Annotated in this window: 23 protein-coding genes; 9 read left to right on the top strand and 14 right to left on the bottom strand. The window is 49.0% G+C overall.

Annotated elements, in window-relative coordinates:
* Positions 1-125 precede the first annotated feature (125 nt).
* Positions 126-3344, top strand: coding sequence for an efflux RND transporter permease subunit (locus NNX04_RS18380; RefSeq protein WP_261946740.1), 3219 nt, complete (start codon positions 126-128; stop codon positions 3342-3344).
* The gene (locus NNX04_RS18375; RefSeq protein ID WP_261946739.1) at positions 3337-4527 is read left to right on the top strand and encodes an efflux RND transporter periplasmic adaptor subunit; all 1191 of its coding nucleotides are present in this window, start codon (positions 3337-3339) and stop codon (positions 4525-4527) included. Before NNX04_RS18380 ends, NNX04_RS18375 begins: the two co-directional genes overlap by 8 nt.
* On the opposite strand, the gene NNX04_RS18370 is transcribed toward NNX04_RS18375, so the two are convergent.
* Positions 4528-6528 carry an LTA synthase family protein gene (locus tag NNX04_RS18370; RefSeq protein ID WP_261946738.1) on the bottom strand — a complete coding sequence of 667 codons (2001 nt, stop codon included), beginning with the start codon at positions 6526-6528 and terminating at the stop codon, positions 4528-4530.
* Positions 6529-6900: 372 nt separating this feature from the next.
* On the opposite strand from NNX04_RS18370, the gene NNX04_RS18365 reads away from it, so the two are divergent.
* Positions 6901-7200 (top strand): hypothetical protein, encoded by a 300-nt coding sequence (locus NNX04_RS18365; RefSeq protein WP_261946737.1) that lies wholly within the window; start codon positions 6901-6903, stop codon positions 7198-7200.
* A 121-nt stretch (positions 7201-7321) separates the two neighbouring features.
* Here NNX04_RS18365 and NNX04_RS18360 read toward each other — a convergent pair whose 3' ends face one another.
* On the bottom strand, positions 7322-8473 hold the full coding sequence (locus NNX04_RS18360; RefSeq protein WP_261946736.1) for a helix-turn-helix domain-containing protein: 1152 nt from the start codon (positions 8471-8473) through the stop codon (positions 7322-7324).
* A 13-nt stretch (positions 8474-8486) separates the two neighbouring features.
* On the opposite strand from NNX04_RS18360, the gene NNX04_RS18355 reads away from it, so the two are divergent.
* The 3 genes from NNX04_RS18355 (at position 8487) to NNX04_RS18345 (ending at position 12960) form a co-directional block, all read left to right on the top strand.
* Entirely contained in the window at positions 8487-9170 is a 684-nt protein-coding gene (locus NNX04_RS18355) for a heme-degrading domain-containing protein (RefSeq protein ID WP_261946735.1), read from the top strand.
* A 315-nt stretch (positions 9171-9485) separates the two neighbouring features.
* Entirely contained in the window at positions 9486-11777 is a 2292-nt protein-coding gene (locus NNX04_RS18350) for an Ig-like domain-containing protein (protein ID WP_261946734.1), read from the top strand.
* Positions 11778-11853: 76 nt separating this feature from the next.
* Positions 11854-12960, top strand: coding sequence for an outer membrane beta-barrel protein (locus tag NNX04_RS18345; RefSeq protein ID WP_151056275.1), 1107 nt, complete (start codon positions 11854-11856; stop codon positions 12958-12960).
* Positions 12961-13024: 64 nt separating this feature from the next.
* Here the strand turns inward: NNX04_RS18345 and NNX04_RS18340 are convergent, their stop codons facing one another.
* The 9 genes from NNX04_RS18340 to NNX04_RS18300 form a co-directional block, all read right to left on the bottom strand.
* Positions 13025-13753: a carbonic anhydrase gene (locus NNX04_RS18340; RefSeq protein ID WP_261946733.1), complete on the bottom strand. Its 729-nt coding sequence runs from the start codon at positions 13751-13753 to the stop codon at positions 13025-13027.
* Positions 13754-13839: 86 nt separating this feature from the next.
* Entirely contained in the window at positions 13840-15090 is a 1251-nt protein-coding gene (locus NNX04_RS18335; RefSeq protein WP_261946732.1) for a sensor histidine kinase, read from the bottom strand.
* The gene (locus tag NNX04_RS18330) at positions 15080-15763 is read right to left on the bottom strand and encodes a response regulator transcription factor (protein WP_261946731.1); all 684 of its coding nucleotides are present in this window, start codon (positions 15761-15763) and stop codon (positions 15080-15082) included. The genes NNX04_RS18335 and NNX04_RS18330 overlap by 11 nt, the downstream gene beginning before the upstream one ends.
* 95 nt (positions 15764-15858) lie before the next feature.
* Complete coding sequence (locus tag NNX04_RS18325) at positions 15859-16305, bottom strand: hypothetical protein (RefSeq protein WP_261946730.1); 447 nt, start codon at positions 16303-16305, stop codon at positions 15859-15861.
* 24 nt (positions 16306-16329) lie between these two features.
* Positions 16330-16734 (bottom strand): hypothetical protein, encoded by a 405-nt coding sequence (locus NNX04_RS18320; RefSeq protein ID WP_040393586.1) that lies wholly within the window; start codon positions 16732-16734, stop codon positions 16330-16332.
* A 140-nt stretch (positions 16735-16874) separates the two neighbouring features.
* The gene (locus tag NNX04_RS18315; RefSeq protein ID WP_261946729.1) at positions 16875-17324 is read right to left on the bottom strand and encodes a DUF2214 family protein; all 450 of its coding nucleotides are present in this window, start codon (positions 17322-17324) and stop codon (positions 16875-16877) included.
* Positions 17325-17670: 346 nt separating this feature from the next.
* A complete protein-coding gene (locus tag NNX04_RS18310) occupies positions 17671-18225 on the bottom strand; it encodes a hypothetical protein (protein ID WP_261946728.1) in 555 nt (184 codons plus the stop codon).
* Positions 18226-18454: 229 nt separating this feature from the next.
* Entirely contained in the window at positions 18455-18937 is a 483-nt protein-coding gene (locus NNX04_RS18305; RefSeq protein ID WP_261946727.1) for a hypothetical protein, read from the bottom strand.
* Between the two features lie 507 nt (positions 18938-19444).
* Positions 19445-19942 carry an FxLYD domain-containing protein gene (locus NNX04_RS18300; protein WP_261946726.1) on the bottom strand — a complete coding sequence of 166 codons (498 nt, stop codon included), beginning with the start codon at positions 19940-19942 and terminating at the stop codon, positions 19445-19447.
* Positions 19943-20235: 293 nt separating this feature from the next.
* Here NNX04_RS18300 and NNX04_RS18295 point away from each other — a divergent pair, with 293 nt between their 5' ends.
* Positions 20236-21195: an IS110 family transposase gene (locus tag NNX04_RS18295; RefSeq protein ID WP_261946725.1), complete on the top strand. Its 960-nt coding sequence runs from the start codon at positions 20236-20238 to the stop codon at positions 21193-21195.
* A 56-nt stretch (positions 21196-21251) separates the two neighbouring features.
* Here NNX04_RS18295 and NNX04_RS18290 read toward each other — a convergent pair whose 3' ends face one another.
* The 3 genes from NNX04_RS18290 to rsmI form a co-directional block, all read right to left on the bottom strand.
* On the bottom strand, positions 21252-21704 hold the full coding sequence (locus NNX04_RS18290) for a DUF695 domain-containing protein (protein ID WP_261946724.1): 453 nt from the start codon (positions 21702-21704) through the stop codon (positions 21252-21254).
* A 135-nt stretch (positions 21705-21839) separates the two neighbouring features.
* Complete coding sequence (locus NNX04_RS18285; RefSeq protein WP_261946723.1) at positions 21840-22241, bottom strand: Imm27 family immunity protein; 402 nt, start codon at positions 22239-22241, stop codon at positions 21840-21842.
* 243 nt (positions 22242-22484) lie between these two features.
* Complete coding sequence (rsmI, locus tag NNX04_RS18280; protein WP_261946722.1) at positions 22485-23339, bottom strand: 16S rRNA (cytidine(1402)-2'-O)-methyltransferase; 855 nt, start codon at positions 23337-23339, stop codon at positions 22485-22487.
* Between the two features lie 109 nt (positions 23340-23448).
* On the opposite strand from rsmI, the gene NNX04_RS18275 reads away from it, so the two are divergent.
* A complete protein-coding gene (locus tag NNX04_RS18275; RefSeq protein WP_261946721.1) occupies positions 23449-25344 on the top strand; it encodes a penicillin-binding protein activator in 1896 nt (631 codons plus the stop codon).
* A 38-nt stretch (positions 25345-25382) separates the two neighbouring features.
* Positions 25383-25817: a YraN family protein gene (locus tag NNX04_RS18270; RefSeq protein WP_261946720.1), complete on the top strand. Its 435-nt coding sequence runs from the start codon at positions 25383-25385 to the stop codon at positions 25815-25817.
* The last annotated feature ends 39 nt before the right edge of the window (positions 25818-25856 follow it).

Raw genomic sequence — 25856 nt, 5'->3', positions numbered from 1 at the left:
TACTATGTATCCAGATTATGTGATGCACAGTGCGGCACCTTTTTGCGTATCACGACGCGATATATGCACATCCTTCATACACGCAACTCATTATTGAACTCACTCTACCAACCGGGGAGGCATCATTGAAAAGCCTGATTCGTATCACCTTGCAAAAGCCACTGACGTTTATTGTGCTGGCGATATTGATTGCAGGTTTCGGCACTCTCGCCGCGCTGCGTATGCCGGTGGATATTTTTCCTGCGATCCGCATTCCAGTGATTGCGGTTGCCTGGACTTATAACGGGTTGGCACCCGAGGATATTTCCAACCGCATAATTTCCCCCTATCAACGTGCGCTAAATACCACGGTTGCCGATATTGAACATATCGAAAGCCAATCGATGACTGGCATGGGAATCGTGCGTATTTTCTTTCATCCCAATGTGGATATTCGCACTGCCACCGCGCAAGTCACGGCGGTATCGCAAACCATGTTGCGCACTATGCCGCCGGGTATTACGCCACCGTTTATCGTGAATTACGATGCGTCCACCGTGCCGGTGCTGCAAGTTGCACTCTCGGGCGAAGGGCTCACCGAGCAACAATTAAATGATTTGGGTATGACGCAAATTCGCCCGCAATTACTCACCCTGCCCGGTGTAGCCATGCCCTTGCCCTCAGGCGGAAAACAGCGGCAAATCCAGATTGATATCAACCCGATTGCGCTACAATCTTTTGGTTTATCCGCCGCCGATGTGAGCGCCGCCATTGCTGCACAAAACCAAATCAGCCCCGCTGGTTTTATCAAAATGGGCAGTCAACAATACAACGTCAAACTCAATAACGCGCCGGATTCCATTCAGGCGTTAAGTGATATCCCGGTAAAAGTTGTCAATGGCGCGACAATTTATCTACGCGACCTTGCCACTGTGCGCGACGGCAGCAGCCCGCAACAAAATATTGTGCATGTGGATGGCACTCGCTCAGTGTTATTAACCATTTTAAAAAATGGTACTGTCTCCACGCTCTCGGTAGTCGAGAGCGTGAAAGAAGCTTTACCGCGCATTACCGACGGCCTCGCCAACTCGCTCAAAGCAATTCCCATTGCCGACCAATCTATTTTTGTGCGTGCAGCCATGATGACCGTGGTACATGAAGCGCTACTGGTTGCCGCCTTGATTTCGCTGTTGATTTTATTGTTCCTTGGCTCCTGGCGCGCGACCCTAATTGTGGCAGCTTCTATTCCACTTTCTATTCTTGCCGCGATCGCGGTACTCAATGCATTTGGGCAAACCCTGAATGCCATGACCCTTGGCGGCCTCGCCATTGCAATTGGTATTTTGGTGGATGAAGCCACAGTCACCATTGAAAATATCGAGCGGCATTTGGGTGAAGGCAAAAGCGTTACCCAAGCGATTATGGATGGCGCTGCTGAAATTTTAATTCCGGTATTTGTGGCACTGCTGTGTATTTGTATTGCATTTGTGCCGATGTTTTTCCTGCCCGGAATTTCCGGTTACCTGTTTGTGCCTATGGCGCTGTCGGTGGTGTTTGCGATGGTGGCGTCCTTCCTATTATCGCGCACCGTCGTACTCACTATGGCGATGTATTTATTAAAACCACATTCGGTTGCAACACCGGATGAAACACCCATTCGCAAAAATCAGGCGAGTTTTAGCCAACAATTCTTCGCACCGTTTATTCGCTTCCAGAAAAAATTTGAGCAGGGCTTTGAAAAAATGCGCACCAGCTACACTCGCGCCCTCGCCGGTGTACTCGCCACGCGCAAACTTTTTGTTACCGGTTTTATGGGGCTGGTACTTATCTCTTTTGTATTGGTGCCATTTTTAGGCCGCAATTTTTTCCCGGCAGTAGACTCCAGCAGTATCTTGCTGCATGTCCGCCTGCCCGCCGGTATTAAAGTAGAGGAAAGTGCTGCACGTTTTGAACTTATTGGTCGCGCACTGCGCGAATTAATTCCGGCCAACGAATTGGATTCCATTATCAACAACATTGGTATGCCGGTGAGTATGCTGAATATGATTTACAACACCTCCGGTACTATCAGCGCTCAAGATGGCGACATCATGATCAGCCTTAAACCCGGATTCCGCGCCGCTAAACATATAGAACGCCTACGCCAGGAGCTACCCGCGCGCTTCCCGGCAACCACTTTTTCATTTTTACCCGCCGACATCACCAGTCAGATTTTAAATTTTGGTTCACCATCGCCATTGGATATACAAATCAACGGGCGCAATGCGGCGGCTAATCGCGAATTTGCCGAGAGGTTATTGCACCGCATCAACCGGATTCCCGGCATTGCCGATGCGCGCATCCAACAGCCGGAAAGCACGCCGCAATTAAATATCGATATCGACCGCTCGCGCATCGGTCAATACGGCATTACCGCGCGCGATGTCACCAACAGCCTTGGTGCATCACTGGCAGGCACCCAACAAACCGCGCCGGTGTTTTATATCAATCCAGCGAACGGTGTTTCTTACCCGGTAGTTGCGCAGGTGCCAGAATATTTAATGGCTGACATGAGCGATTTGGAAAACGTGCCAATTTCCAGTACCACCAACAGCGATAGCAGCTCACAAAGTCTGGGTGGCCTCGCACGCATTACCCGCTCGACCACCTTGCCCGTGGTATCGCAATACAACATGCAATCCATGATTAATATTTTTGCCACCACACAAGGGCGCGATTTAGGCTCCGTTGCCGACGACATCAATGCGGTTATCGCCGAATTGGATAAAGAGCGCCCAGCAGGCACGCAGGTAACACTGCGCGGGCAATACCAAACCATGAATGTTGCGTTTAGTGGTTTGGGTTATGGTTTGCTCGGCGCTATTGCATTGATTTATTTTTTAATCGTGGTGAATTTTCAAAGCTGGAAAGATCCGTTCATTATTATTTCCGCATTGCCTGCCGCACTCGCCGGTATTGTGTGGATGTTATTTATATCTTTCACGCCACTCTCGGTACCCGCATTAACCGGCGCAATTATGTGTATGGGTGTTGCCACCGCCAATTCGATTTTATTAGTGAGTTTTGCCCGCGAACGGCTCGCTGAAACCGGTGATGCTTTACAGGCGGCACTGGAAGCCGGTTACGTGCGCTTACGCCCGGTGGTTATGACCGCGCTGGCAATGATTATTGGCATGATTCCTATGGCACTCGGTATAGGTGAAGGCGCGGAACAAAATGCTCCGCTGGGTCGCGCTGTTATCGGCGGTTTAATTACCGCCACTATCGCTACATTATTTTTTGTTCCTGCACTATTTAGTTGGGCGCATCGCCATCACGCTAAAAATATCGCAACTCATTCGGAGCTAATGCCAAACAATGTCTAACCATTCATCCCAACAACATCACCCTCAAATCCCGCCGGTGAATCCGGCTGAATTTCGCCGCAAACTCATTAAACTCAGCATAGTTATTGGTGCCGTTGCGATTGTGCTGGCAAGCCTGGGTATTTGGCAGCGCAGCAATGCCACGGTAGAACTTTCGCAAGTGGCTGCGCAGTCGGCAGTGCCGAGTGTATCGGTAATTGCGGCCGCCACCAGTAATGAAACTACCAGCCTGGTACTGCCCGGCAATGTGGAGCCACTCAATAGCGCATCCATTTATGCGCAAACCAATGGCTACATCAAAGAATGGTTAGTGGATATTGGTGATACGGTAAAAAAGGGGCAAGTGCTTGCGATATTGGACGCACCGGAATTGTTACATCAATTAGCGCAGGCCAAAGCTAATTACTCCACAGCAATTGCCGAACAAAACAACGCACAGAGCATGGCAGATCGCGCCAATCAATTAATGAAACTTGATAGCGGCGCAATTTCGCGTGAAATGTTAGAGCAACGCGTACGCGATGCAGAAGCAAAAAAAGCCGCGACAGCAGCTGCGCGCGCCAATGTAGATCGTTTGGAATCGTTACAAGCCTTCACCAAACTCACCGCGCCATTTGATGGACAAGTCACCAGCCGCTCTGCACAAATCGGCGAGTTGGTGGTGGCTGGAAATTCAAATGCACAACCGCTATTTACCATTTCCGATACCAGCGTCATGCGCATTTTTGTGCGAGTACCACAAAGCTACGCCACCCAAATGCAAGCCGGTCAAGGCGCAGAATTATCACTGCCTGAACACAGCGACAGAACCTTCTCCGCCGCGGTCACCCGCAGCGCTCGCGCGGTGGATATTACCTCTGGTTCCGTGCTCGTCGAACTGCAAGCGAACAATGACCGGGGCGAATTAATGCCCGGTGCCTACACTCAAGTCAGCTTCAAGCTCGCCGCTAACAAACAACAAATTCGTGTACCCGGCAGTGCCATTTTATATCGCGACCAACAACCCTCTGTTGCCACTATCGACGATAACAATAGAGTGACCCTCAAGCCGATAAAAATTGGCCGCGATGAAGGCACTGTTGTTGAAATACTGACGGGCATTAGCGCAACAGATCGTATTATTACTACACCGCCAGATGCCATTCGCAGTGGCGATGAGGTGCGCGTAGTCAATGTGAAATAATTAATCCGCCTTAGCCGCCATGGGGGCACAGCGCTGACCCTGTCCATATTTTTGTTCGCGGTATAAATAGGAAGGCAATTGCACCTGCGCCAGCGCTTTGTATTGTTCTTCCACTTGCGCGGGGCGCAGCAGCGTTAGTGTCTCGTTTGTTTCGTTGTACTGGGCGATGACGGCACTGGAATCCGGTTTTAACAAGGTGATTTTTTCTGGCTCCATTAACGCAAAATAATCGTCAAACTGCAGGAGTGCGCGACCGGGGCTGTTGGGGTCGGCAATAAAATCCCGCCCCGTCATGGTGTGACAACTGGATACGCCCATAAGCGATAACAGCGTGGGCGCCAAATCGATTTGACTCGCCAGTTCGCTAATACGTTTTGGCTTAACACTGCCCCCCAAAATTAACCCGGGAATATGGAATTTTTCCACCGGAATTAAATTATTGCCGTACACCCGGTTATCGTGATCCGCAACAATAAGGAATACTGTGTCTTGCCAGTATTCACTTTGTTTGGCCTTGGAAAAAAATTGTCCCATGGCCCAGTCGGCATACTTCACCGCATTATTCACCACAGCCTTGGGCTCTTCGTGCAAGGCGATTCGACCGTCGGGAAATTCAAACGGTTCGTGATTGCTGGAGGTAAAAATCAGCGAGAAAAATGGTTGCCCGGCTTGATGTAGACGGGTTAATTGTTGATGGGCGGTAGTGAATAAATCTTCATCGCTGGCACCCCAGCTACCCACAAACACCGGATCATTAATTTGGTGTAGATCCACAATCTGACTAAAACCATTGCCAGTAAAAAAGCTGCGCATATTATCGAAGTGCGCTTCACCGCCATAAATAAATTGCGTGGTATAACCGGCGGCTTTCAGCACCGATGCAAGCGTGGTGAAATTGCGTTGGCTTTTGGAAAGTTTCACCACACTCTGCGCAGGTGTGGGCGGATAACCTGCCACTACTGCTTCTATGCCGCGCACCGAACGGGTGCCGGTGGCATAAAGCCGCTCAAACCAAATACCTTCATCGGCCAATTTATCCAACTCGGGAGTCACCCCCACACCGCCGAGCGCCCCCACAAAGGTTGCGCCCATGCTCTCCTGCAACACAATGACCACATTGAGTGGTTTGGCAGGTGAATTTAACGCGCGCTGGTAATGAAAGGTCGGATATTGTTTGTCGGTAAATTCATAATTTTTTAACCAGGGCCAATCCAAACTGCGCGACAACATGTCGGCAGTTGATAACTTGCCATACATTTCACTGGAGCGCGCTTCGTGCTTCATATTGTAAATGGCATAGAGCACCGAATAGCCGGAATTAATCACCAGCGAATTCACCATGGCATCGCCCGTAATCGCAAAAAAAGCCGGGTTTGCCGGGCGATGATCGGTGGTGGAACGCACCCCCATCAATAACGCCAGCACCACCAATGGCCACACAACTATATTTTTACGCAGCGACCAAAGCGCTACGTGGGATTCACGCACACGCAATACTTTATACAGCAGCGCACCGAGCAAAACCGTTAGCGAGGTGCCCGCAATAAATGCCGTAGTAAAACCAAATAATAAGGTTAAAAAAACTTCTTTGGGATAGCGGAGATATTCAATAAATAAACGATTGGGGCGCGCATCAAACTGCAATAAAAACGCAGGTGTGGCCAACTCGATAAACACTATCAGCCCCAGCCCGAGCCAGGCCCAATAAAAAGTGAACGGGAACCACAGCCGGCGCCAATAGGATAAGAACGGCAGCAACAGCACGGCGGGAACACACCAGAGGGAAAGCAAAATAATATCGGCGCGTATACCTTGAAGCAGAATGTCAGCTAGCAGGCCAGTCGCCATTACCCGCTCGCTTTGCCACAAAGCTAACAGTATGCGGCTCACGCTGAGCAGAACCAATCCAAGGAAAGCCATGCGGAACAGGTACACATAGGGGCCAGTAACAGACCCAAACGACAGCCAATGCTTTTTATTCATTTTATTCATTTTATTCATTTTATTCATTTTATTCATTTTATTCATTTTATTCATTTTATTCATTTTATTCATTTTATTCATTTTATTCATTTTATTCATTTTATTCATTTTATTCATTTTATTCATTTTATTCATTTTATTCATTTTATTCATTTTATTCATTTTATTCATTTTATTCATTTTATTCATCTACTTATGCAAACTCGTTTTGACACAACTGATCCGAGCGAATTTAGCCAAGTAAACTTAAGACAAACTTAAAATTGCCCCCTGAACAGGGCGCGAAGAATAGGGAGAACAAAACGGAGGGGAGATAAATAAAAAAGCCAGTGTCCACGCACGAAATGGACACTGGCAAAGAGGGCTAAAAAGTTACCGCACTTACGCGGTATGAGCGCCGGTGGTGGCTACTGCGCAACCACTAATGAACAGGCAAGGCTGGAACTCAGCGCAACCGATCTGGGTTGGGCAAAAGACAAGGCGACTGAGAAGGCAAGGGTATTGGTACTGGAGGTTGGGGGCGCTGAGGATGAGCCGCTGCCACAGGCAGACGACGGTGACATCCTTGCCAACATGGCGAACACGTTTATTACTCTCATGACCTATATCTCGATGCTTATTTTTAGTAGGGGTTCACAGCCGATGGTCACTGCCGACCAAGGTGTCTGCGCGTGTAAACAAGCCTATTAAAAACAAGGAGATATCAGTAACGCTTTTCCGAAAAAGCCTTCAAATTGTCAAAAGTTGAAGTTTTTTTCGTTTTTGTTGAAGTTTTCGGGGAAGAATTACATGCAGAACAAGAAACCACTGGCTACTTATTGCACAGGCTCTTGAAGATTTTTGGCGTACAGCCATATTCCTCTTTGAATAATTTATTGAAGTAAGAGACGTTGTTATAACCCACCGAATAGGCAATTTCGGCAATATTGGCCTCCTCCATTTCCGCGAGCAGGCGCGCGGCTTCGGTCAGGCGCAATTTGTTTAAATAACCGGTAAAGGTATAACCCAACTCCGCCTTGAGGATGTCGTTAATTTTGGTGCGGCTCACCCCGATCCGGCTCACCATTCCCTCCAGATTCAGCTCGGCATTGGCGTATTCAGTCGCCATAAAACGCAGTATTGCATCCGTATCTTTATCGCGCTGCGGCTCCACCGAGAGCTGCTGGTAGGCGACCAAAGGCCGGTCTTTTTGCTGGCGATGGCGCAACTCGGCAATCAGGGCACGGGTGTGCTGGCGAAAAAACCACGCGCCACAGCCACCCCATGCCAGCAGCATAAACACCCCGAACAGGTACAGATAATACCAATCGCGACCATGCAAACTGATTTCATTCAGTTGGATGCGCGCATTCACCTCTGCCGGGCTTTGCGGGCTGCTACCAAATATCAAGCGGGCCACCTGATTGAGCTGGTACTCCTTCATCGACAATTTGAGATGAAACCGCTCCAGCCACCACTGCGCCGTTTCCAGCCGGGTCAAATCCAGCTCGACCTGACTCCAATTTTCATCGCAGGAAAAAAACGCCGAGGGCGAGCGATAACTTAGCGGGTCATTTGGATCGGTTACCTTTTCATCCACCGCACTCAAACTAAAGGACAAGACATTGGCCGGTGCGCATTTGGCACTAAAGGAAATGGTTTGAAACGAGGATAAATCAACTAACCGCGGCTTGCCCTGCGCATCGCTAAAGCGCAGTGATACCGACGCAAAGGGGTGGTCAACCTTGTTGGACACTTTCATATCCACATCGAGGCTGTAGTTGGCATCGTTAATCTTTACCGATGAAAGCCCGCCCCAATAAGCGTCGCCTCCGGTTTCAGTCGCCCAGGGCAACTCACTCTGCTGTGCAGGCAAAAGTGACAGATGCAAAAACGTGCGCTGCACACACAGGTATCCAACAAGCACGCTGAGTACCAGCAAACAGGCTAAACCCAACAGCGCTTTTTTATAAAATTCCAGCATGGTAGGGGGATCATTGGCTAGTCAAAGGGGCGACAATTTATTATTCAAAAACACCCAGCGCAAGGCGTCTAACACCACGCACACTCAAGAGTACTGCGCGGCGCACAATAGCACCAGTGAAATTAAGGCGCACATAGCAGTCAAGCAATCGCCGCTTGAAAGCCCGGCCCTGCCCCGCCAAAATACCGGGCACCCAACAGCCAACGAAGCATTGACAATGAACAACGACATTTTAAAAACATTATTAGCCCAGGAAGACGAACTGCAACTGCGTTATTTCAATAACCAAACGGCGTGGGAATTGGGCACTTTAATTAAAAGCGCTGCCGACCAACATGCCGCGCCCATCGCGATAGAAATTTATGCCTTTGAGCAGGTGTTATTTAGCTATTTCATGCCCGGCACCAATAAAGATAATCAAGACTGGATCAACCGCAAACGCCAATCGGTGATGCGTTTTAGTCACAGCTCTTATTACACCGGCCAATACAATGCCGCCAAAAATCGCGACTTTGAAACCATCCCCCATTTGGACCCAAAACAATATTGCGCACACGGTGGTTCTTTTCCACTGCGCATTAAAAATAGCGGCTTGATTGGCGCTGTAACTGTGTCGGGCTTGGCGCAAGAAGTGGATCATCAAATGGTAATCGATGCCCTGCGCAAAATTATCGCGGTGCAGGCGCAAGAAAAATAAACCAGTGATTATTTACCCGGGCGTTTGCCCCCAGCGCACAACAAGGCATTTGCCCCCAGCACACACAAGGCAAAAGTGCCGATAAGCCTGCCAATAAACTATCCCGCGCCAGCCCCACGCTAAGTGCGCAGGCGAACAGAGATAAACCCCCTCCTTCTGTAGCATTCCCTTCAATTGCTGCGCGGCTAATTTTTTAGCGCGCAGGCTTTTTGTTTTCTTACGCGCCATTGATCCATCAACAATTTCTGCGCGAGTGTTTTGTATAAGCGCGCGCGATTCGGTTCAGCATCAAAATCATAACCAGGACGGCCAACCATGAATAAATTACACAACTACTCTTCGCGACTTAAATGGATCATCCCGGTATGCGCTATTACCCTGATGACCGCTTGCGGCGGCAAAGATGACGTACTGGGCTCCAGCGCCGATGCGGCACTGGCTCCCTCGGTCACCAACATAACGCCCGCCAGAGATGCCAGCAACGTACTCGTTTACGACCCGATGATTAGCGCTACGTTTAACGAAGCGGTAACGGTTGTCGGCAATGGCGCGAGTGTCGCGGTGACTTGTCTGTCGCCCTGTACCAATCCGGAAGGCACAGTGAGTGTGGATAGCACTAACCGTATCGCCACCTTCACGCCCGCCAGCGATTTAATGGCCATGACCCAATACACTGTGACCATCACCGGCGCTAAAAGCCTGGCGACAGGTCTTACACTGCCCAGCCCTTACACCTGGAATTTCACTACTGGTGCGGCGTCGACTGCCGTTACCGTTACGGCGGTGGCACCCGGTGTGAACAGCACAGGGGTATCGCTTAACAACACTATTGTCAGTGCCGACTTTAACGAAACAATCGCACCTATCACGGACCCGGCGAGTTTTACCCTCACCTGCGCCGCGCCTTGCACCAGCCCAACCGGTTCGGTGACCCGCGATCCAACCAATCGCGTTGCAACCTTTACGCTTACCCCGGGAACCCAGCTTGAGCCGATGACGGCCTATACCGCCACCGTGAGCGATGTTCGCAGCCTGGTGACAGGTGCGGCCTTGGTCGCCCCGTTTGTATGGACCTTTACTACCGGCAACACGGCTGACACGACCCGTCCGCGTGTAACCTTTACTGTGCCAGCCACTACCTCACCGGGCCCAACCACCGGTGTGCCGACCAATATGGCGGTGAGTGCGGTGTTCTCCGAAAACATGGCGCCCGCCAGCATTTCGTCCACCAGCTTTAGCCTTACCTGTGCAGCGCCGTGTGTGAACCCTGCGGGCAATGTGAGTTACGCGGTGGGCACCCAAACCCTGTTGTTCACGCCAACCGCCGCACTCATGGCAGACACCACTTACACCGCGCGAATCACCAGCGCAGCAACTGACATCGCCGAAAATGCGCTGGCAGGCAATCAAGCCGCCTTACCGGCCGCGAGCGATTATGTGTGGATGTTCACCACCAGAGCCGAGGCAACTGCCGGTGGCAATATCTCCGTCACCACGACTATTCCTGCCGATAATGCAGGAAATGTTTGCCCGGACGCATCGATTAATGCCACCTTTATGGTGCCATCCGGCGTGCGTATGAACCCCATTAGCGTTAACTCATCGACCTTTACTATTGTTGAAGCAACGACTGCCGCGACACCAGTAATAGCCGCTGCCGTAGTGCTTGATGCGGCGACCGGTCGCATTGCCAGTTTTGATCCACTCAATGACCTCGTTCCCGGCGTTACTTACACCGCCACCCTGAAAGGTGGTGCAAACGGCGTGAAGGATTCAGCCATTCCCGCCAATGCCATGACGACCGACTACAGCTGGGACTTCACTGCCGTGGATTGCTCGACCACGCCACCGGTATTGATCCCGCTCGGCTCAGTAGCCACTTTTGGTACTTTCGGCGGCTCAGCGGGTACGACCAATCAGGGCATTCTGACCATCATTAATGGCGATATCGGCACCACTGCCGTGTCCACCGCCGTAACCGGTTTTCACGATAACGGCGTGGGTTGTATCTACACCGAAACACCGCTGAACGTCGGTACGGTTAACGGCAAAATCTACACCTCACCACCATCACCTACAGTTGCCTGCCCAACGGAAGGCACTGCCGACACCGCAGCAATCGCCGCCGAAGCGCGCGCCGATGCACTCATCGCCTATAACGCCCTTGTTGCCCAACCGGGTGGCCCGGACCAAGGGGCGGGTAACCTCGCCAACCTCGTGTTAGTGCCAGGTGTTTATACCGCTGCTGCGGGTTCATTTATGGTGGAAGGCGGTGACTTAACGCTCGACGCCCAAGGTGATACCAACGCGACCTGGGTATTCCAGATGGCAAGCACCCTCAGAGTCGGTGGCCCTGGCGCCGCCGCACCGCAGAGCATCCTGCTGGTTAACGGCGCGCAAGCGAAGAACGTGTTCTGGCAAGTGGGCACCGCAGCGACCATTAACGCCGCAGGCGGTGGAACCATGGTAGGTACCGTTATTTCACAGGCTGGCGCGGAGATTTCTACCGACGGCAATGTGGCGGTAGTCACCATCAACGGCCGGGTAATTTCCCTCAACGCCGCCGTGACCATGGTTAACACCGTCATTAACGTACCCACCCCATAATCACCAGTCATCGACGTCGGCCCGTGCCCTGCACTGCCGACGCGACTGGAGTCATAAAATTGCTGAGGAATAACCTATGAAATTTATTAAAGCGTCAGGGATGTTTGGTCTGATGGCACTTGCAGCTGCCACCAGCTCTGTTGTTAATGCAGACGATGCGGGTTGGTACTTGGGCGGCAATATCGGCCAGTCCAACGCTGACATCGACAATGATCGCATCACCGAAAATTTGTTAGACGGCGGCTTCTCCGAAATCATGATTGATAGCGACGACCGCGATACCGGCTACAAGCTGTTTAGTGGTTATCAATTCAATCGGAACTTCGCGTTGGAAGCCGGTTATTTCGATTTGGGTGAATTCAGTTATCGCGCCACGACCATGCCTGCGGGCACCCTGGACGGCGAGATGAAACTCCGAGGTTTTAATCTGGATCTGTTGGGTTTTATTCCCTTCAGTGAAAAATTTTCAGCCTTTGGTCGCGTCGGTGTTAACTACGCCGAAGCCAAAGATCGCTTTAGTGGAACAGGCGCGGTCAACGTGCTTAGCCCACGCGCGGAAGAACGCGATACCAATTTAAAACTCGGTGCCGGGGTGCAATACGCCTTTACCGATGCATTGGCGATGCGCGTAGAAACGGAACGCTATCGTATTAACGACGCCGTCGGCAACAAAGGCGATATTGATATGGTATCGGTTGGATTGCTGTATCGCTTCGGCGCAACATCAGCGCCGGTCGCCGTGGTACAACCACCACAACCTGCGCCCGCACCGGTTGCACCACCGCCGCCTCCACCGCGTACCGAAAAATATACCTTGTCGGCCAACGAATTATTTACCTTCGACAGCTCTGCCGTACGTCAACCGCAAACCAAACTCGATGAAATCGCCAGCGCATTAAAAGGTGATGGCTCGCCCGATGAAATTGTTATCGTCGGCTACACCGACCGTTTGGGCTCCGATGATTACAATCAGAAATTATCCGAACGCCGCGCCATCGCCGTGAAAAATTACCTGATGAGCAAGGGCATAGAATCAAGCCGCCTGCGCGCAGAAGGCCGCGGTGAAGCAGATCCGGTGGTGATGTGTGACGATCAAGGCAAAGCAGATTTAATTCGCTGCTTAAGCCCCAACCGTCGCGTAGAAATTGAAAAAATGACAATTGTGCGCGAAGTAAATCAGTAACCGCGCCACTCCGTAACCGCGTTGCTTGTTAACAAGCAACGCGGATTACTATATTAGGGAACGACTACTCCAACACCGGCCGCGCGTTTACAGGTTGCACGGGACGATTGTTGTGATGATGGATTACCTGCAAAAACTGCCCTATTTGTGCTTTGGAGGCAGAAACCGGATGTTTCATAACTAGCCAACGCACACCTTCTGAGCATGGTGGTGTCGTCAATGAACCATTGAACCGATAGTAATCCCGTGTTGAGGGCAAAATTTCCAGTGGCAAGATGTCCGACGACAGGGCTATTTTTTCACCCACTTTCGGCATTTCTGCCCAGGCTTTTGCAAGCACCTTGCTTTCTTTTCCCTCAGTAACCATCACCGCTACTACGGCAAGATTGCCATTTTTATCCGCATGGACAAGATGCGCTTCCATTGGATACGACTTACCGTGTATCTGGTTTTCGCTCGGCACATGAAAATGAAACTGCTTCAGCTCGAACTCAATACCATCCACAGAAATTGTGCTGCCCGGAAGGGTATTTATCTGAATGGTGTGACCGTTATTAACAATTTCCGAACTGCCGGCCTCATAGTGAAATGCAATCGGGGGCAGTTCGGCATCAATAAAACCGGTCAGGTTTATTGGCGATTGATTACTCCCCGCACACGCACCGTATTCCGGGCTTAGCGTTGCCCAATTGTCAGGCCCTGTAGCTCCGGTGTAGTCCCAAGCGGGGCCGTCATTGGAAAATGCAAAACTTGAAAGCGATAACAGACCAACTGCAATTAATGCTTTTTTCATGGATCAACCCGTGAATGTCTTATCAATGGAGTTAGCAAGATAGACAGCAGCGCGTTAAGAACCCGTTAAGACCCATTTAGTAGAGATTAAGAGTGAGAGGCGGGCGGAAAGGACAACACGAAGCGCGTCCCTCCGGCTTCTGGAGTTTCCAGCTGCAGGCTCCAACTGCAATAGTCGACCACGCGTTTGACAATTGACAGCCCCAACCCTGCCCCCTCGTGTGCCGGTCGGTCGTCACCATGGATAAAACGCTCAAACAATCGCTCGCGCACCTTTTGGGGAAGACCGGTACCGGTATCTTCGACCACTAGCTGGCCAGCGACTAGCTGAACCGAAATATGCCCCTGCTCGGTATGCTGACAGGCGTTACGCAGTAAATTACCAATCACTATGCCAGCCAATTCGGGATACACATTGGCAGAAACCGACGCGCGTAAATCCAGGGTGAATTCAACCGGTTTGCCGTACAACAGGGGTTGGCAGCGCTCCATTTCTGACTCTACGATAGTGTTGAGAATGGTGCGCGGTGCGCCCTGCAATTCCGGGGCGCGCGCCAGCAGAAGCAGTGCGCTAACCCGCTGTGCTGTTTCTGCCGCCACGCGGCGAATGCGCTCCGCCGTAGCCAGTTGTGCCGGGTGATCCGACAATTGCGCAGCTAATACTTCCGCGGCGCCCAGCATAATCGTTAAAGGTGTGCGTAACTCATGGCTGACGTCACCGGTGAACAGTTGCTCGCGCTGCAGGAACTGCTGAAGCTCATAAGTACGCTTGGCAAAAGCGCGCGACAATACGCCAATTTCATCTTGCGCAGACAGGGAAGGCAGTTCAGTAGGCCCCGCATTGCGACCGACCGCATCGGCAAGCGCCGCGACCGGTGCAATCATCCTCCGTGCGCACAATACGCCAAGCACTGCGGCGAGCAAAATGCTGAACACAAAGCCAACCGCCAAAGAGAGGCGGATTACCCGTTCCGTATGTTCAAGCTCATCAACCTCCTGCACCACGGCATAGCGGTGGGTGTCATGGTCACGCAATAACAGACGAACCTGCCGGCTCCCGAGCATTAGCTCATGGACACCCACCGGTAATTGCTGCAGCTCCATGGGTATAGCGTCGTCGATCAGGAATTGTATGTCCGGCGGCGCGTCAGGCATGCGCTCCCCCGGCGGGAAATCAATCAATCTGTCCGCCATCATTGCCAATCGTGCATCGATTACCTTCTCTTCAATAATCTCCACCGAAATATAAGAAACCAAACTGAAGGCACCAGCCACTATGATCGCCAACAGGATGTAGGTAAGTGAAATGCTTTGTTTGAGCGAAAGTCTAGGCTTCATCGGGCATCACCAGCCGGTAACCCGTACCCGGTAGCGTTCGCAACATAGGCTGGGGAAAGGGTTTATCGAGTACCTGACGTAATGTATGGATATGGGTGCGTAAGGCATCGCTATCCGGTGGGCTATCACCCCACACCTCACGTTCAAGCGTTTGCCGCGTTATTAAGCCCGGCGCAACACGCAGCAGCGCGACAAGTATTTTGTAACCGGTGGGAGTGAGATCGAGTGGTTGCCCGGCGCGTGTTGCCTGGCCGGTACTTGCATCCAGACGCAGGTCGCCGAAGGTCAACACTGACTGAACTTGCTCGTTGCGCGCGCGGCGAATCAATGCCTTCAGGCGCGCATCCAGCTCGGGAAGGGAATAAGGTTTGACAAGATAATCATCAGCGCCAACTTCAAACCCTGTGACTTTGTCATGCACCGTGTCACGCGCCGTCAACATCAGGATCGGTGTCGCCAAGCGATATTCTTGCCGCAGCGTCCGGCATACCTCCACCCCATCCATGCCCGGCAATGACAGATCCAAAACGATCGCATCATGAAATGCACCTGTCGCACAGGAGACACCGGCAATACCATTGCGAGCCACATCCAGCGTATAGCCAAGCGGTTCTAAATACCCATACAGGTTCGCGATGATATCCGGGTTGTCCTCAATGATCAGTACGTGCATAAGGTTCCCGTATCAACTCACTAATGGTAGCCACAATAAACCGCTCTCAGTGATTAATTTTATTGACCTATTGGCGCACATTAGCGACAACAAACTCAAGCGCGCTTAACTCTCAACTCTGCCCACTGCTGATAGGTTCCTACCGCATACAAAATACCGATCATTAAACAAATCCCTGAACTCACCAGCCAAAACGTCAGGCTATTTTCGGGAAACATGGGCATTAACATCACAAAAGAAATACCACGAATTAAAAAGATACTGGCGATAAGGCACAAAGCCAAACGCAACAAGGGCAAACGCCGAATAACACCCGCAGCGGACAGTGCGCAAAGAGACCAGATTGCTAAAAAAATTACGATCACAGAAGTCACCACCGCCGGATACCAATGCCCCGCCTCTGCCATCTGCGCCATTTGTTCACCGGCCCCAAAAAACCGATACCAATCCGCACCGAAAATAATGCAGCCGATATGAGCCAGTGCAGCCAAGGCAGTGAAAATTGCTGCCGCGATTAAAAATTTATTGTTGGCTTTGTACATACATCCTCCTTAATGACCTGAAAATTATCGCCACGCACTACCCTTTGCCACAAAATAATGTTTTATAACATAGCGCCAAGGTATGACTAATGGTGTAAGAACAACGCCCATAACGCATGCAAACGCTACATCACGGGCGTATTGATCGAGTTCATGGTTTAAATACATCGGCAGCGCAAATACCAGTAGCCAAAATAATTTCCAGATGAACTCCAGAAAAAGAATTGGCAACATTTTGAGTGGATATCGAATACCCAATAGCGCCATGATGAAAAAGCCTATGAGTATTGAATTGATTACCGTGTGAGGATCGACAGGGCTCCCGGATGCAGTGACAACATGAGGAATGACCGAGAGACCAAGCCCCAAAGCGATAAGAAAATACATACCTCTTAATAGGTAAATTCGAACTATTCCAACTTCTTCCATAAATTTCTCCTTGTGTTGATACTTTGTAATACCGTAATAACCGGCAGAATTTAACTCGTGGTTTTGCGGGGCACCTTTGCGCAGCGATATTAAATAAGCGCTACTTATAGCCTACCGGGTGCAACACATTTTATGTAACGTCAATAACCGATACCTTTAGCCATAAAGGAAGCAGATAAAATTATGATTAGCAACCCTGCAACCTCCGCTCTTAAGATCCATTTTATTATTTTAAATTCCTCTTCCTTGAATGTTGGCGCCACTCCTAATTTGGTTACTTTTCCCCACTTGAAAAATTTAACAGTTGGGTAAATTGATAAAATACCGACCACGAGAAAAGTATATAATTTAATTTTGTAGAATGGATTCTGAAAATAGAATTCGCTGCCTTTTTCAAAATACAGTATACGAAGAAAACCAAACACTAAAACGACAGCAGCAGACACTCCATAAACAATATCTATGGTTTGCAGCCTTTTTGCCTCTATTAAAGTGAGGTGTCTACTATAGGTGAACCACTCAAAAATAATCGAAAAGACCAAGGTAAAGGCAGCCAAAAAATGAACATATGCCACTAACGCATTTATCACAGTAAATTCTCCTTTCTTGTTGCGATCTGATACCGCTGGTTTTACCTACAAATGGAACAAAGGGAATAGCAAAAATACAACTTAAAAACCATCCGTTTGATTGCTTGCTAGCACTGCGCTGCAAAGGATTCATGGTAGGAAACGGAGCCGGAAGGTAACGAACCGCCGAAGAGAGCGGCCTGAAAATACTCCGGAGGCACCTGTGGCAGGACAAGCGACGGCTCCGCCCTGAAACCAAAACGGGAGTAGTAACCGGCCCCTCCCAACACGACACAACCAGAAACGCCCAACGCGCGTAGCTCAGTGATAGTTCAGTATTAGTTTTTACCACAGTCGCTTGTTATGCTTACTGCGTTTTTGAAAGACTTTTTAACATCATTTTCACCTGACGATCTGATGCAAAAAGCACTTCTGATGGATGATTTCGAATAGCTGCGTTTGCTTGAAGATATATTGTGCCAAATTCTATCGCCATCGACGGTTCACCGTAGATAGAAGTAAAATTTGAAATTAACTTTCCTCTTTCCTCTACTGGGAACAAAATCCATACGATATCAAGTTGATCGTCTTGAAAAACCAATTCTATTTTTCTAGGTATACCTGCATATTTGAACCCAAAGCAGTCTATTTGCTTTTGGCTCTCTTTAGCTAAGGGCGCAGTAATTGGGATAATATCTTTCTCTACCATACGCGTGCACTTGGTAGTTAGCTTTTCCTTTATCGAACTAACACTTTCGCCAAACGCAAGTTCCTCCGGTTTTGAAATAGAATACTTCGAAGATATAGTATTAAACAATGGATCATTCACGACTAAGGCAGATTGATGACGCGTGGAAACTTGCGAGCAAGCACTTAGTGCTATTAAATTAAAAAAGTTGACCCAAAAAAACATGTGCTTCATATGTACTCCATTTACTTAAGTGTATACGCGGCGCGCGGAAAATCATAACTAGAACGCTACAACATAGTCTTAGACACGTTTTGGCTTACTTTGGATTCATGAGACATTTATTTGCATAACACCGAGCTAAGCGGTAGTTTTTAAGTTGCGGTTTTGTGGAATAATTTTCGTAGCAAAACCACAAAGCTGCGACTTAAATCCTGCCCAGCGGAACGAAACGGAACGATGTTTAACCGCGTTGGTAGCTGACACAAGCCCTGATAACTTCAGGGATTTGTAGATATATACGTTCTAGTTTTTGCGCAGCTAATATGTGAGCCAATTCTACGTAGTAGGAAGGAGCACTCATATTTACGACTACCGCTGTCACTCCAAAGGTTAATTTAGCTGGGACACCATGTAAAATGGTAGTGCCTGGATTTAAAATTCCTAGTTGAAATCCATTAGATAAAGCAATGATTTCAAAGTTGGCTTCACCTGCATTCTCTATCTCATGGAGATCAGTAGATAAAATAATGGGGTCATAACCCAAAAGAGGTAAGAGCTCCAAAAGCTGCTCGGAATTAAAAACCTCACAACGCAATTCCAATGACATTATGTCCCAATGCAATTCCCGATGAGGCTCTTCTAATTTGAAAAGCTTTAGTTTTGAATATTCAATAGCTATTTCAGAATTTTTATCCGGCCAGCCACCACATGTTGAGTACTTCATCTTCATCCTTAGTGGTCTTACCCACAAAAAAACGACTTAAAAGCGGTCCAGCACGCGAAGCGTGCGAGCTACAACCCCCTGTATGAATGCCCTGTGTGGCTCAGGATTTGAAAGGAAAACTGAAGCCAAGCCGTGGCACCCTGTTAAAAACTCTATTGCTGATATTCTCAGCAAACCTTCTTACTGGCAAGCCTCTCTACGAAGCCGGTCTATTCCGAAACTCGCTTGTTGCAGCAAGCTACAAAGTTCGATAATACAAAACAAATATTGCACAAAGAACGGAACCACCAATTTCAAAACTTGCTTAATTTTCAATGCCAGAGAATTTGCACTGACTTTCCGAACCTAACGTTTAACAAGCCACGCGCTCATAACGTTGAGTGCAGGGGCGCGCTGTAAGTTGCGCAGCGCGATAAACTTCGCGCAGCAATTCGCTAAATGCGCTACTTACAACCTGTCGAGTGGAGGGGAGAAGCGCCGGAACGGTGTTGGACATGTTGTTATACATTACTTCATATTGAAGTGTGCTCCTGCAATTGTTAATTTGTATGAATGATATTCTTCAAGCTGAAGCTTTGAGCAGTTGCCACATGACAATTTAAAATTAATTGAGCTTCCAGGGCTTGACTTGTCAGATATATATTCACTGCATGTTTCAATAAATTCTCCGTCTTTATTGAAAAGTTCAGCTTTTAGATTTATAGAAGACCAATTTGCATTCCCATTATTTTTAAGAGTACCTAGAAGAGTAAACTCATTTTCACTGATTCGTTCTTTTGTGATTTCAGTAACTAAGTTTGCGCTTTCATCATATTCTCTGAACATGAACTCTCTTTCAGTTTTTAGATCTTTTTTTAGCTCCTTTCCTTCGCTCATATTGCTCATACTTCGTTCTGAAAACTTTGAAAAAGAAATTGAAACTATTACAACAATGGCAACAGCAAACCCCGCACCATATAGAAATCCAATTCCAATTTTAAAAATTATACTTTTAATGAAATTCATTTTTTCTCCATATTTTTTTGGTCTTACCCACAAAACCGCGACTTACAAACTGTCCAGCGCACGTAGTGCGCGGGTTGCAGCACTTTGTATGATTGATTTCACCCGTTTTCTTATCATTCTTAAAGCGATAAGGTGGAGCCCATACCTGCAGCAACAGGTATTCAGCAAGGTAGCCCGGTGCAGCACTGGCGCAGAGTAATCCAGCCCGTTAACAAGCGTGGGCACCTTGCTGATTCTACTTTTAACTCGAACAGTCGAATGGGCTCCGAGCCCGAATGTAGCAAGGGTGAGTTATGAATACAACTACCGCCGCACACATTGATCGCAGTGAAAGAAATGTAGGAATCGACATTGGAAAAAGCACACTGGATATTTGCATTTTCGAGCTCGATGTTTATTTGCAGTATCCCAATACCACAGAAGGGATTCGTGAATTAATCAAAAAGCTATCGCGTTACAACCTCACGCGCATTCTGGTTGAGGCAACCGGTGGTTACGAAAGAGGTTTGGTGGAAGCCTGCGCCGAAAAGGAATTGCCGGTGATTATTGTCCAGCCGACCCAGGTTCGTCAGTTTGGTAAAGCACAAGGTGTTTTTGTCAAAACCGATAAAATTGACTCACGGCTTATTGCACAATTTGGTGCGATTTTGAAACCCGAGCCAAGGCCTCTTAATAGCAAAAAAGTTCGCCATATCAGGGATTTACTCTCACGCAAGCGTCAGCTGAATGAAATGCGGACACAGGAATTAAATCGTCAGCACAAAGCACCGGCGATTCTTGCGGCAACTCACAAACGTTTACTGAAAGTGCTCGATAAAGAAATCGAGAGCGTCAACAAACTTCTCGCCAAAGCGGTTAGCGAAGTAACCGAATGGCAACGCACTTATGAAATTCTGAGCTCAGTGCCGGGTGTAGGCGATGGTGTGACGTTTACGCTATTAGGAGAGTTACCTGAATTAGGCCAGCTATCGCCACGCAAAATAGCAGCGCTTTGCGGATTAGCGCCATTTAATCGCGATAGCGGCATGATGAAAGGCCGACGCAGAATCAAAGGCGGTAGAGCACCGATTCGCACGGTGTTGTACATGGCGATGCTGAGCGCGATTCAGTGCAATCCGGTGATGAAGAAATTTTATAAAAAGCTTGTCGAGCAGGGTAAGCACAAGAAGGTTGCGCTTACAGCCTGCATGAGAAAAATGATGACAATTTTAAATGCTATGGTGCGAAATAATTGCGAGTGGCAAGCTAACTAGATTTGCGTTACAGATATTGATTTTCTACCACAGTCGCTTGTTATACGATTTTTATACTAATAACCTTGAAGATAGAATTCTGTTTTCTGCCACTCAAAGTCTTCTTCCATACGAAAATCAAATTCCCTTGGGTAGCTTTTTGAAGATATTATACTTTGCAAATAGTCATTTGCTATTTCTGGGTCAAAAACTCGAAAGATAAGTTCACGCGTTGCATTCCATGTGACTCTTGCAAGAAATAGTGCATTCGGCTTTTCCAAATCACCACGTATATTCTTCTCAAGCTCGTCACCAAATGGGTCAACAATTTCTCTTTCTTCAATAGATGGCATTCCATTTTCAATTAAGTTTTCTAGATTGATAATAATTGATAAATGCCATACAAAAACTTTTTTTGGTTCAAACCCAGACAAAGCGGCATTTACATACACAATTCCTGGCAGGTTATCCTGATTGAACTTAAAAAGTTCAGGTTTATCTTCTGGAATTTCAACCTTGAATTCTTTCATTCTTTCCTCGTATAACGTTGAGCGCAGGGGCGCGCTGTAAGTTGCGCATGTGCGATAAACTTCGCGCAGCGATTCGCTAAATGCGCGACTTACAATGCGTCCAGCAAACGAAGTTTGCGAGCCTGGCGCGATTTGTTAGGTTTTGTTTTTTGCTGTTTCTGTGAAAATTGCCCATGCAGATTCCACGTTTTTACCCCAATATTCTGGTAAGTACGACCAGCCAAATGCGCGAGCTGCGGTACTTATAGATTCTTTTTTTGATTCAGAGGTCGTAAAGCTTTCTGCAACATTACCGATTGCCTTCAAATGCTGCTTGGTTATTTCATGATTTTCATGTAGATGATTTGAGTTCTGCTCAAGTACAACAAGTAATTTTTCAAAATCACTTAGTATAATTTGATTGCCAAAAAGCATTCTCTTGCGCGGCGGCCCACCTCCGTGCATTTCTGAGTTCGGATAATCCACTAGCCATAGGTTCCCAGAGTCATCTTTCAGATATTCCAGCCAATTTATTGAGTCGATGAAAATCTTGTTCATGATTAACCTAACATTTGTATATCGCGCATGCGCGTTATCTCACTGTAGCTTGCGCGTTATCATTCCGACAGTTACTGCAACTTACTGACAGCAAATGCATTTTTAATTGCAGGGAGCTGATATTGCGCATTTGCACGGCTGCAAATGCGCATGTTTATCCAAGCACCAAAAATACACTGTATAAACCGGCAGCATAAGTAATTTACAACTGCAGGCGAATTACGCTCTATTTCACCACTTCAGTTATTCCCCCTGCTGCAACGCCCAGTCGTATAAAAAATTCTTTTTCAGCCCGGTGAGTTTTGAGCCGATGCTGGCGGCTTGTTTTACGGGGAGTTCTTCCAGCAATACTTTCATGATGTGCATTTGTGCGGGGGTCATGGCTTCGTTTTCGGGTTTGGGGGCGCCGTGGACGAGGAGGACGATTTCGCCACGTTGTTGGTTGGTGTCTGCGGCTACCCAGGCGGCCAGGTCGGCGACCTTATCGCCTTTGATGGTTTCAAAGGTTTTGGTGAGTTCGCGGGCTATCACGACTTCGCGTTCGGAGCCGAAGACTTGTGCCATGTCTTGCAGGGTTTCCAGAATGCGATGCGGGGCTTCGTAGAAAATAAGGGTGCGCGAGTCGGCAGCGAGGCTTTGGAGCTGGGTACAGCGGGCGACTTGTTTAGCGGGCAGGAAGCCTTCAAAGGCGAAGCGATCCGAGGGTAAACCGGCGGCGCTGAGGGCGGCGATCATGGCGCAGGCGCCGGGGATGGGTACCACCTGAATTCCAGCTTGGCGGGCGCTGCGCACCAAACGGTAGCCGGGGTCTGAAACCAATGGGGTGCCCGCGTCGGAAATCAGTGCGATGGAATCACCGGCGTGCATGCGGGCGATGAGTTGTTCGGTGCGTTGTTCGTCGCTGTGATCGTGGTAGGCGACGCAGGGAGTTTTAATGTCGAAATGGGACAGTAAACGTGAACTGTGGCGCGTATCCTCGGCGGCAATCAACGCTACTGTTTGTAGTGTTTCCACCGCTCGCGGTACCATATCGCCCAAATTGCCAATCGGGGTCGCCACAATATAAAGGGTGCCTGGGTTGGGAGCGGGAGTTGTCATAGCGAATTCCGAAAAAAGTTGAGATCCAAGCCGGATATTTCGCCGGCTCTGTGATGCTGAATATTCACTGCAGGTTTTTCACCGCATTTTTTCACTGAGGTTAATAGGCATGCCGAAACGGCTATTTATGCGCAGTTTTTCCCATCAGGTTGCCATTTCCAAACTGCTGGTGCCCGTATTAACTGCCACACTGCTGGGATTAAGCGGTTGTAGCAGCACCCCCACGCAAACCACGAGCAAGCCCACCACCCAAACACAACCGGCACAACTCAGCGCAAGCAAGTTGTTGCAAATGGCCAATCAGGCGCAATCGCCCGAGCGTGAAAGCTTGGTGCTGCAGGCGGCGCAAGTGTATATCGCGAGCGGCAAATACAATCGTGCACGCAATTTGTTAGTCGATATGAACACCGACAATTTGCCCGACCAAGCCTATATCAAACATACGGATTTACTCAGCGCCGTAGCCTTGCAGGAAGGCTCGAATTTTCTGGCGCACGGCATTCTAACCAAGCCGCGCTTGGAACAACAATGGCAAGCCATGGAGCCTGCCATGGAAATATCCCTGCGCGATAAGCGCGCGCAAGTGTTTGCGCTCTTGGGTGAGCCACAAAATAGCGTGAGTGAACGCATTCAAATTGCGGCTTTGAGCAGCGATAAAAAATTGTTGCAGGCAAATCAGGATGCTCTCTGGCAGAGCTTGATGAGCATTCCATTTACCGAACTGCAGCAACTGTCATTGAGTGGCATGAGCGATACCGCACGCGGCTGGTACAGCTTGGCGGCAATCAACAAAAATAACCAAATCGATCTCGAACAGCAGCGCGAGCAACTGCAAGTGTGGCTGCGCGATTGGCGTCAACATCCCGCCCATAACAATTTGCCTAGCGATTTAAAATTGCTGCAAAGTTTAATTGAACAGCAACCCAAACAAATTGCATTGTTATTACCAATGCAAGGCAAACTAGCCGAGGCAGGCGAAGCAGTGCGCGATGGTTTTTTTGCCGCCTACTTTCAAGCGGTAAGCAATCGTCGCCACACACCGGAAGTGCGCCAATATGACAGCAGTGGCGATGTCATCGCGGCCTATCAACAAGCCATTGCCGAGGGCGCGGATTTGGTAATTGGCCCCATCGACAAAGAAAAAGTAACCGAACTGAGTTTGATGCCCTCGCTGGACGTGCCGGTGCTCTCGCTCAACTACCCGGACACGCCACCCGCACAACCGCTAAAGGGTTTTTACCAATTTGGTTTGGCCGTAGAGGATGAAGCGCGTCAAGTCGCCCGTCAGGCATTTTTGGAAGGGCATCGCCAGGCGATGGTAATTATTCCCTCACAAGAATGGAGCGAACGCAGCGCGCGCGCTTTTGCCAATGAGTGGGAAAAACTCGGCGGTGTAGTGGTGAATCGCAGCCAATTCCAAAGCGGCGCCAATTATTCCAAGCTAGTGAAAGATGCGATGCAGATTGAAAGCAGTTTGGTGCGCAATCGCGAAATGCAGGAATTGCTCGGTATACCGCTGCAAACCTCACCGCGCAGCCGCAGCGATGTGGATATGATTTTTTTGATTGCCGACCCGGCGCAAGGTCGCCAGATCAAACCGACATTTGCATTTCACTACGCAGGCAATATTCCGGTTTATGCCACCAGCCAAATTTATTCCGGCCAACCAAACCCCAGAGCCGACCGCGATTTAAACGGCGTGCGCTTTAACACCATGCCCTGGTTATTTGATACCAGCAGCCCGGAAAAACAATCCGTTGCCCAACACACTAAATCCGCTGCAGTCTATGGCCGCTTGCATGCATTGGGAGCAGACGCCTTCCGTTTGTACGCACGCCTGCCGCAACTGGAACAAGTTCCGGACATGCGTATTTTTGGCGCGACCGGCGCGTTGCATATGTTGGAAGATGGTCGCATCGAACGCGAGCAAATCTGGGTGAGATTCCGTAATGGCGAAGCGCAACCGCTACCGATGGTGATTAACCAAAACGAGCTGCAATATTAATAGGCGATACTTTTCTTAATAACAGGAGCAATAAGGATATGTACGGCAACAAGGACGCGGCCCCCCCAAATCAGAATACAACACCGCCAACAAACACTATTGCCATAGGCGCGGCCGCTGAAGCACAAGCAGAGGCGTTTTTAATTCAACAAGGACTGGTGACGCGCACGCGCAATTACCGCTGCAAGCTGGGTGAAATCGATTTAATTATGCTGCATAAAAAAGCGGGCGACAGCGCAGCGGATGCCACGCTGGTATTTGTGGAAGTGCGCCTGCGGACAAACAAACGTTTTGCCCCGGCACTGGAGACGGTTGATTATCGCAAACAGCAAAAAATCATCAAAACTGCCATGCGTTTTCTGCAGGAGCAAAAACTCTACGATAAAGTTCGCTGTCGTTTTGATGTGATAGCATTAGACCAAACCGGCACTGCACCACCCATTCAATGGATTCAAAACGCGTTTGGCACCTGATCAAATGCGCGTGGAGTTTGCAGCCGCCAAACAATTTTT

The sequence above is a fragment of the Cellvibrio sp. QJXJ genome (genome assembly GCF_024452345.1).
Classification (GTDB): domain Bacteria; phylum Pseudomonadota; class Gammaproteobacteria; order Pseudomonadales; family Cellvibrionaceae; genus Cellvibrio.
Note: the sequence above shows the minus strand (reverse complement) of the source record. Positions and strands in the feature narration are given on the sequence as shown.

Bases quoted from the DNA above. Each gene is read 5' to 3' on its own strand.
- NNX04_RS18370 (WP_261946738.1), bottom strand. From the start codon at position 6,528: ATGAATAAAATGAATAAAATGAATAAAAAGCATTGGCTGTCGTTTGGG.
- NNX04_RS18290 (WP_261946724.1), bottom strand. From the start codon at position 21,704: ATGAAAGAATTCAAGGTTGAAATTCCAGAAGATAAACCTGAACTTTTT.
- NNX04_RS18360 (WP_261946736.1), bottom strand. From the start codon at position 8,473: ATGCTGGAATTTTATAAAAAAGCGCTGTTGGGTTTAGCCTGTTTGCTG.
- NNX04_RS18350 (WP_261946734.1), top strand. From the start codon at position 9,486: ATGAATAAATTACACAACTACTCTTCGCGACTTAAATGGATCATCCCG.
- NNX04_RS18340 (WP_261946733.1), bottom strand. From the start codon at position 13,753: ATGAAAAAAGCATTAATTGCAGTTGGTCTGTTATCGCTTTCAAGTTTT.
- NNX04_RS18270 (WP_261946720.1), top strand. From the start codon at position 25,383: ATGTACGGCAACAAGGACGCGGCCCCCCCAAATCAGAATACAACACCG.
- NNX04_RS18345 (WP_151056275.1), top strand. From the start codon at position 11,854: ATGAAATTTATTAAAGCGTCAGGGATGTTTGGTCTGATGGCACTTGCA.
- NNX04_RS18305 (WP_261946727.1), bottom strand. From the start codon at position 18,937: ATGAAGTACTCAACATGTGGTGGCTGGCCGGATAAAAATTCTGAAATA.
- NNX04_RS18275 (WP_261946721.1), top strand. From the start codon at position 23,449: ATGCCGAAACGGCTATTTATGCGCAGTTTTTCCCATCAGGTTGCCATT.
- NNX04_RS18320 (WP_040393586.1), bottom strand. From the start codon at position 16,734: ATGGAAGAAGTTGGAATAGTTCGAATTTACCTATTAAGAGGTATGTAT.
- NNX04_RS18375 (WP_261946739.1), top strand. From the start codon at position 3,337: ATGTCTAACCATTCATCCCAACAACATCACCCTCAAATCCCGCCGGTG.
- NNX04_RS18365 (WP_261946737.1), top strand. From the start codon at position 6,901: ATGAGCGCCGGTGGTGGCTACTGCGCAACCACTAATGAACAGGCAAGG.
- NNX04_RS18300 (WP_261946726.1), bottom strand. From the start codon at position 19,942: ATGAATTTCATTAAAAGTATAATTTTTAAAATTGGAATTGGATTTCTA.
- NNX04_RS18295 (WP_261946725.1), top strand. From the start codon at position 20,236: ATGAATACAACTACCGCCGCACACATTGATCGCAGTGAAAGAAATGTA.
- NNX04_RS18310 (WP_261946728.1), bottom strand. From the start codon at position 18,225: ATGAAGCACATGTTTTTTTGGGTCAACTTTTTTAATTTAATAGCACTA.
- NNX04_RS18285 (WP_261946723.1), bottom strand. From the start codon at position 22,241: ATGAACAAGATTTTCATCGACTCAATAAATTGGCTGGAATATCTGAAA.
- NNX04_RS18330 (WP_261946731.1), bottom strand. From the start codon at position 15,763: ATGCACGTACTGATCATTGAGGACAACCCGGATATCATCGCGAACCTG.
- NNX04_RS18325 (WP_261946730.1), bottom strand. From the start codon at position 16,305: ATGTACAAAGCCAACAATAAATTTTTAATCGCGGCAGCAATTTTCACT.
- NNX04_RS18335 (WP_261946732.1), bottom strand. From the start codon at position 15,090: ATGAAGCCTAGACTTTCGCTCAAACAAAGCATTTCACTTACCTACATC.
- rsmI (WP_261946722.1), bottom strand. From the start codon at position 23,339: ATGACAACTCCCGCTCCCAACCCAGGCACCCTTTATATTGTGGCGACC.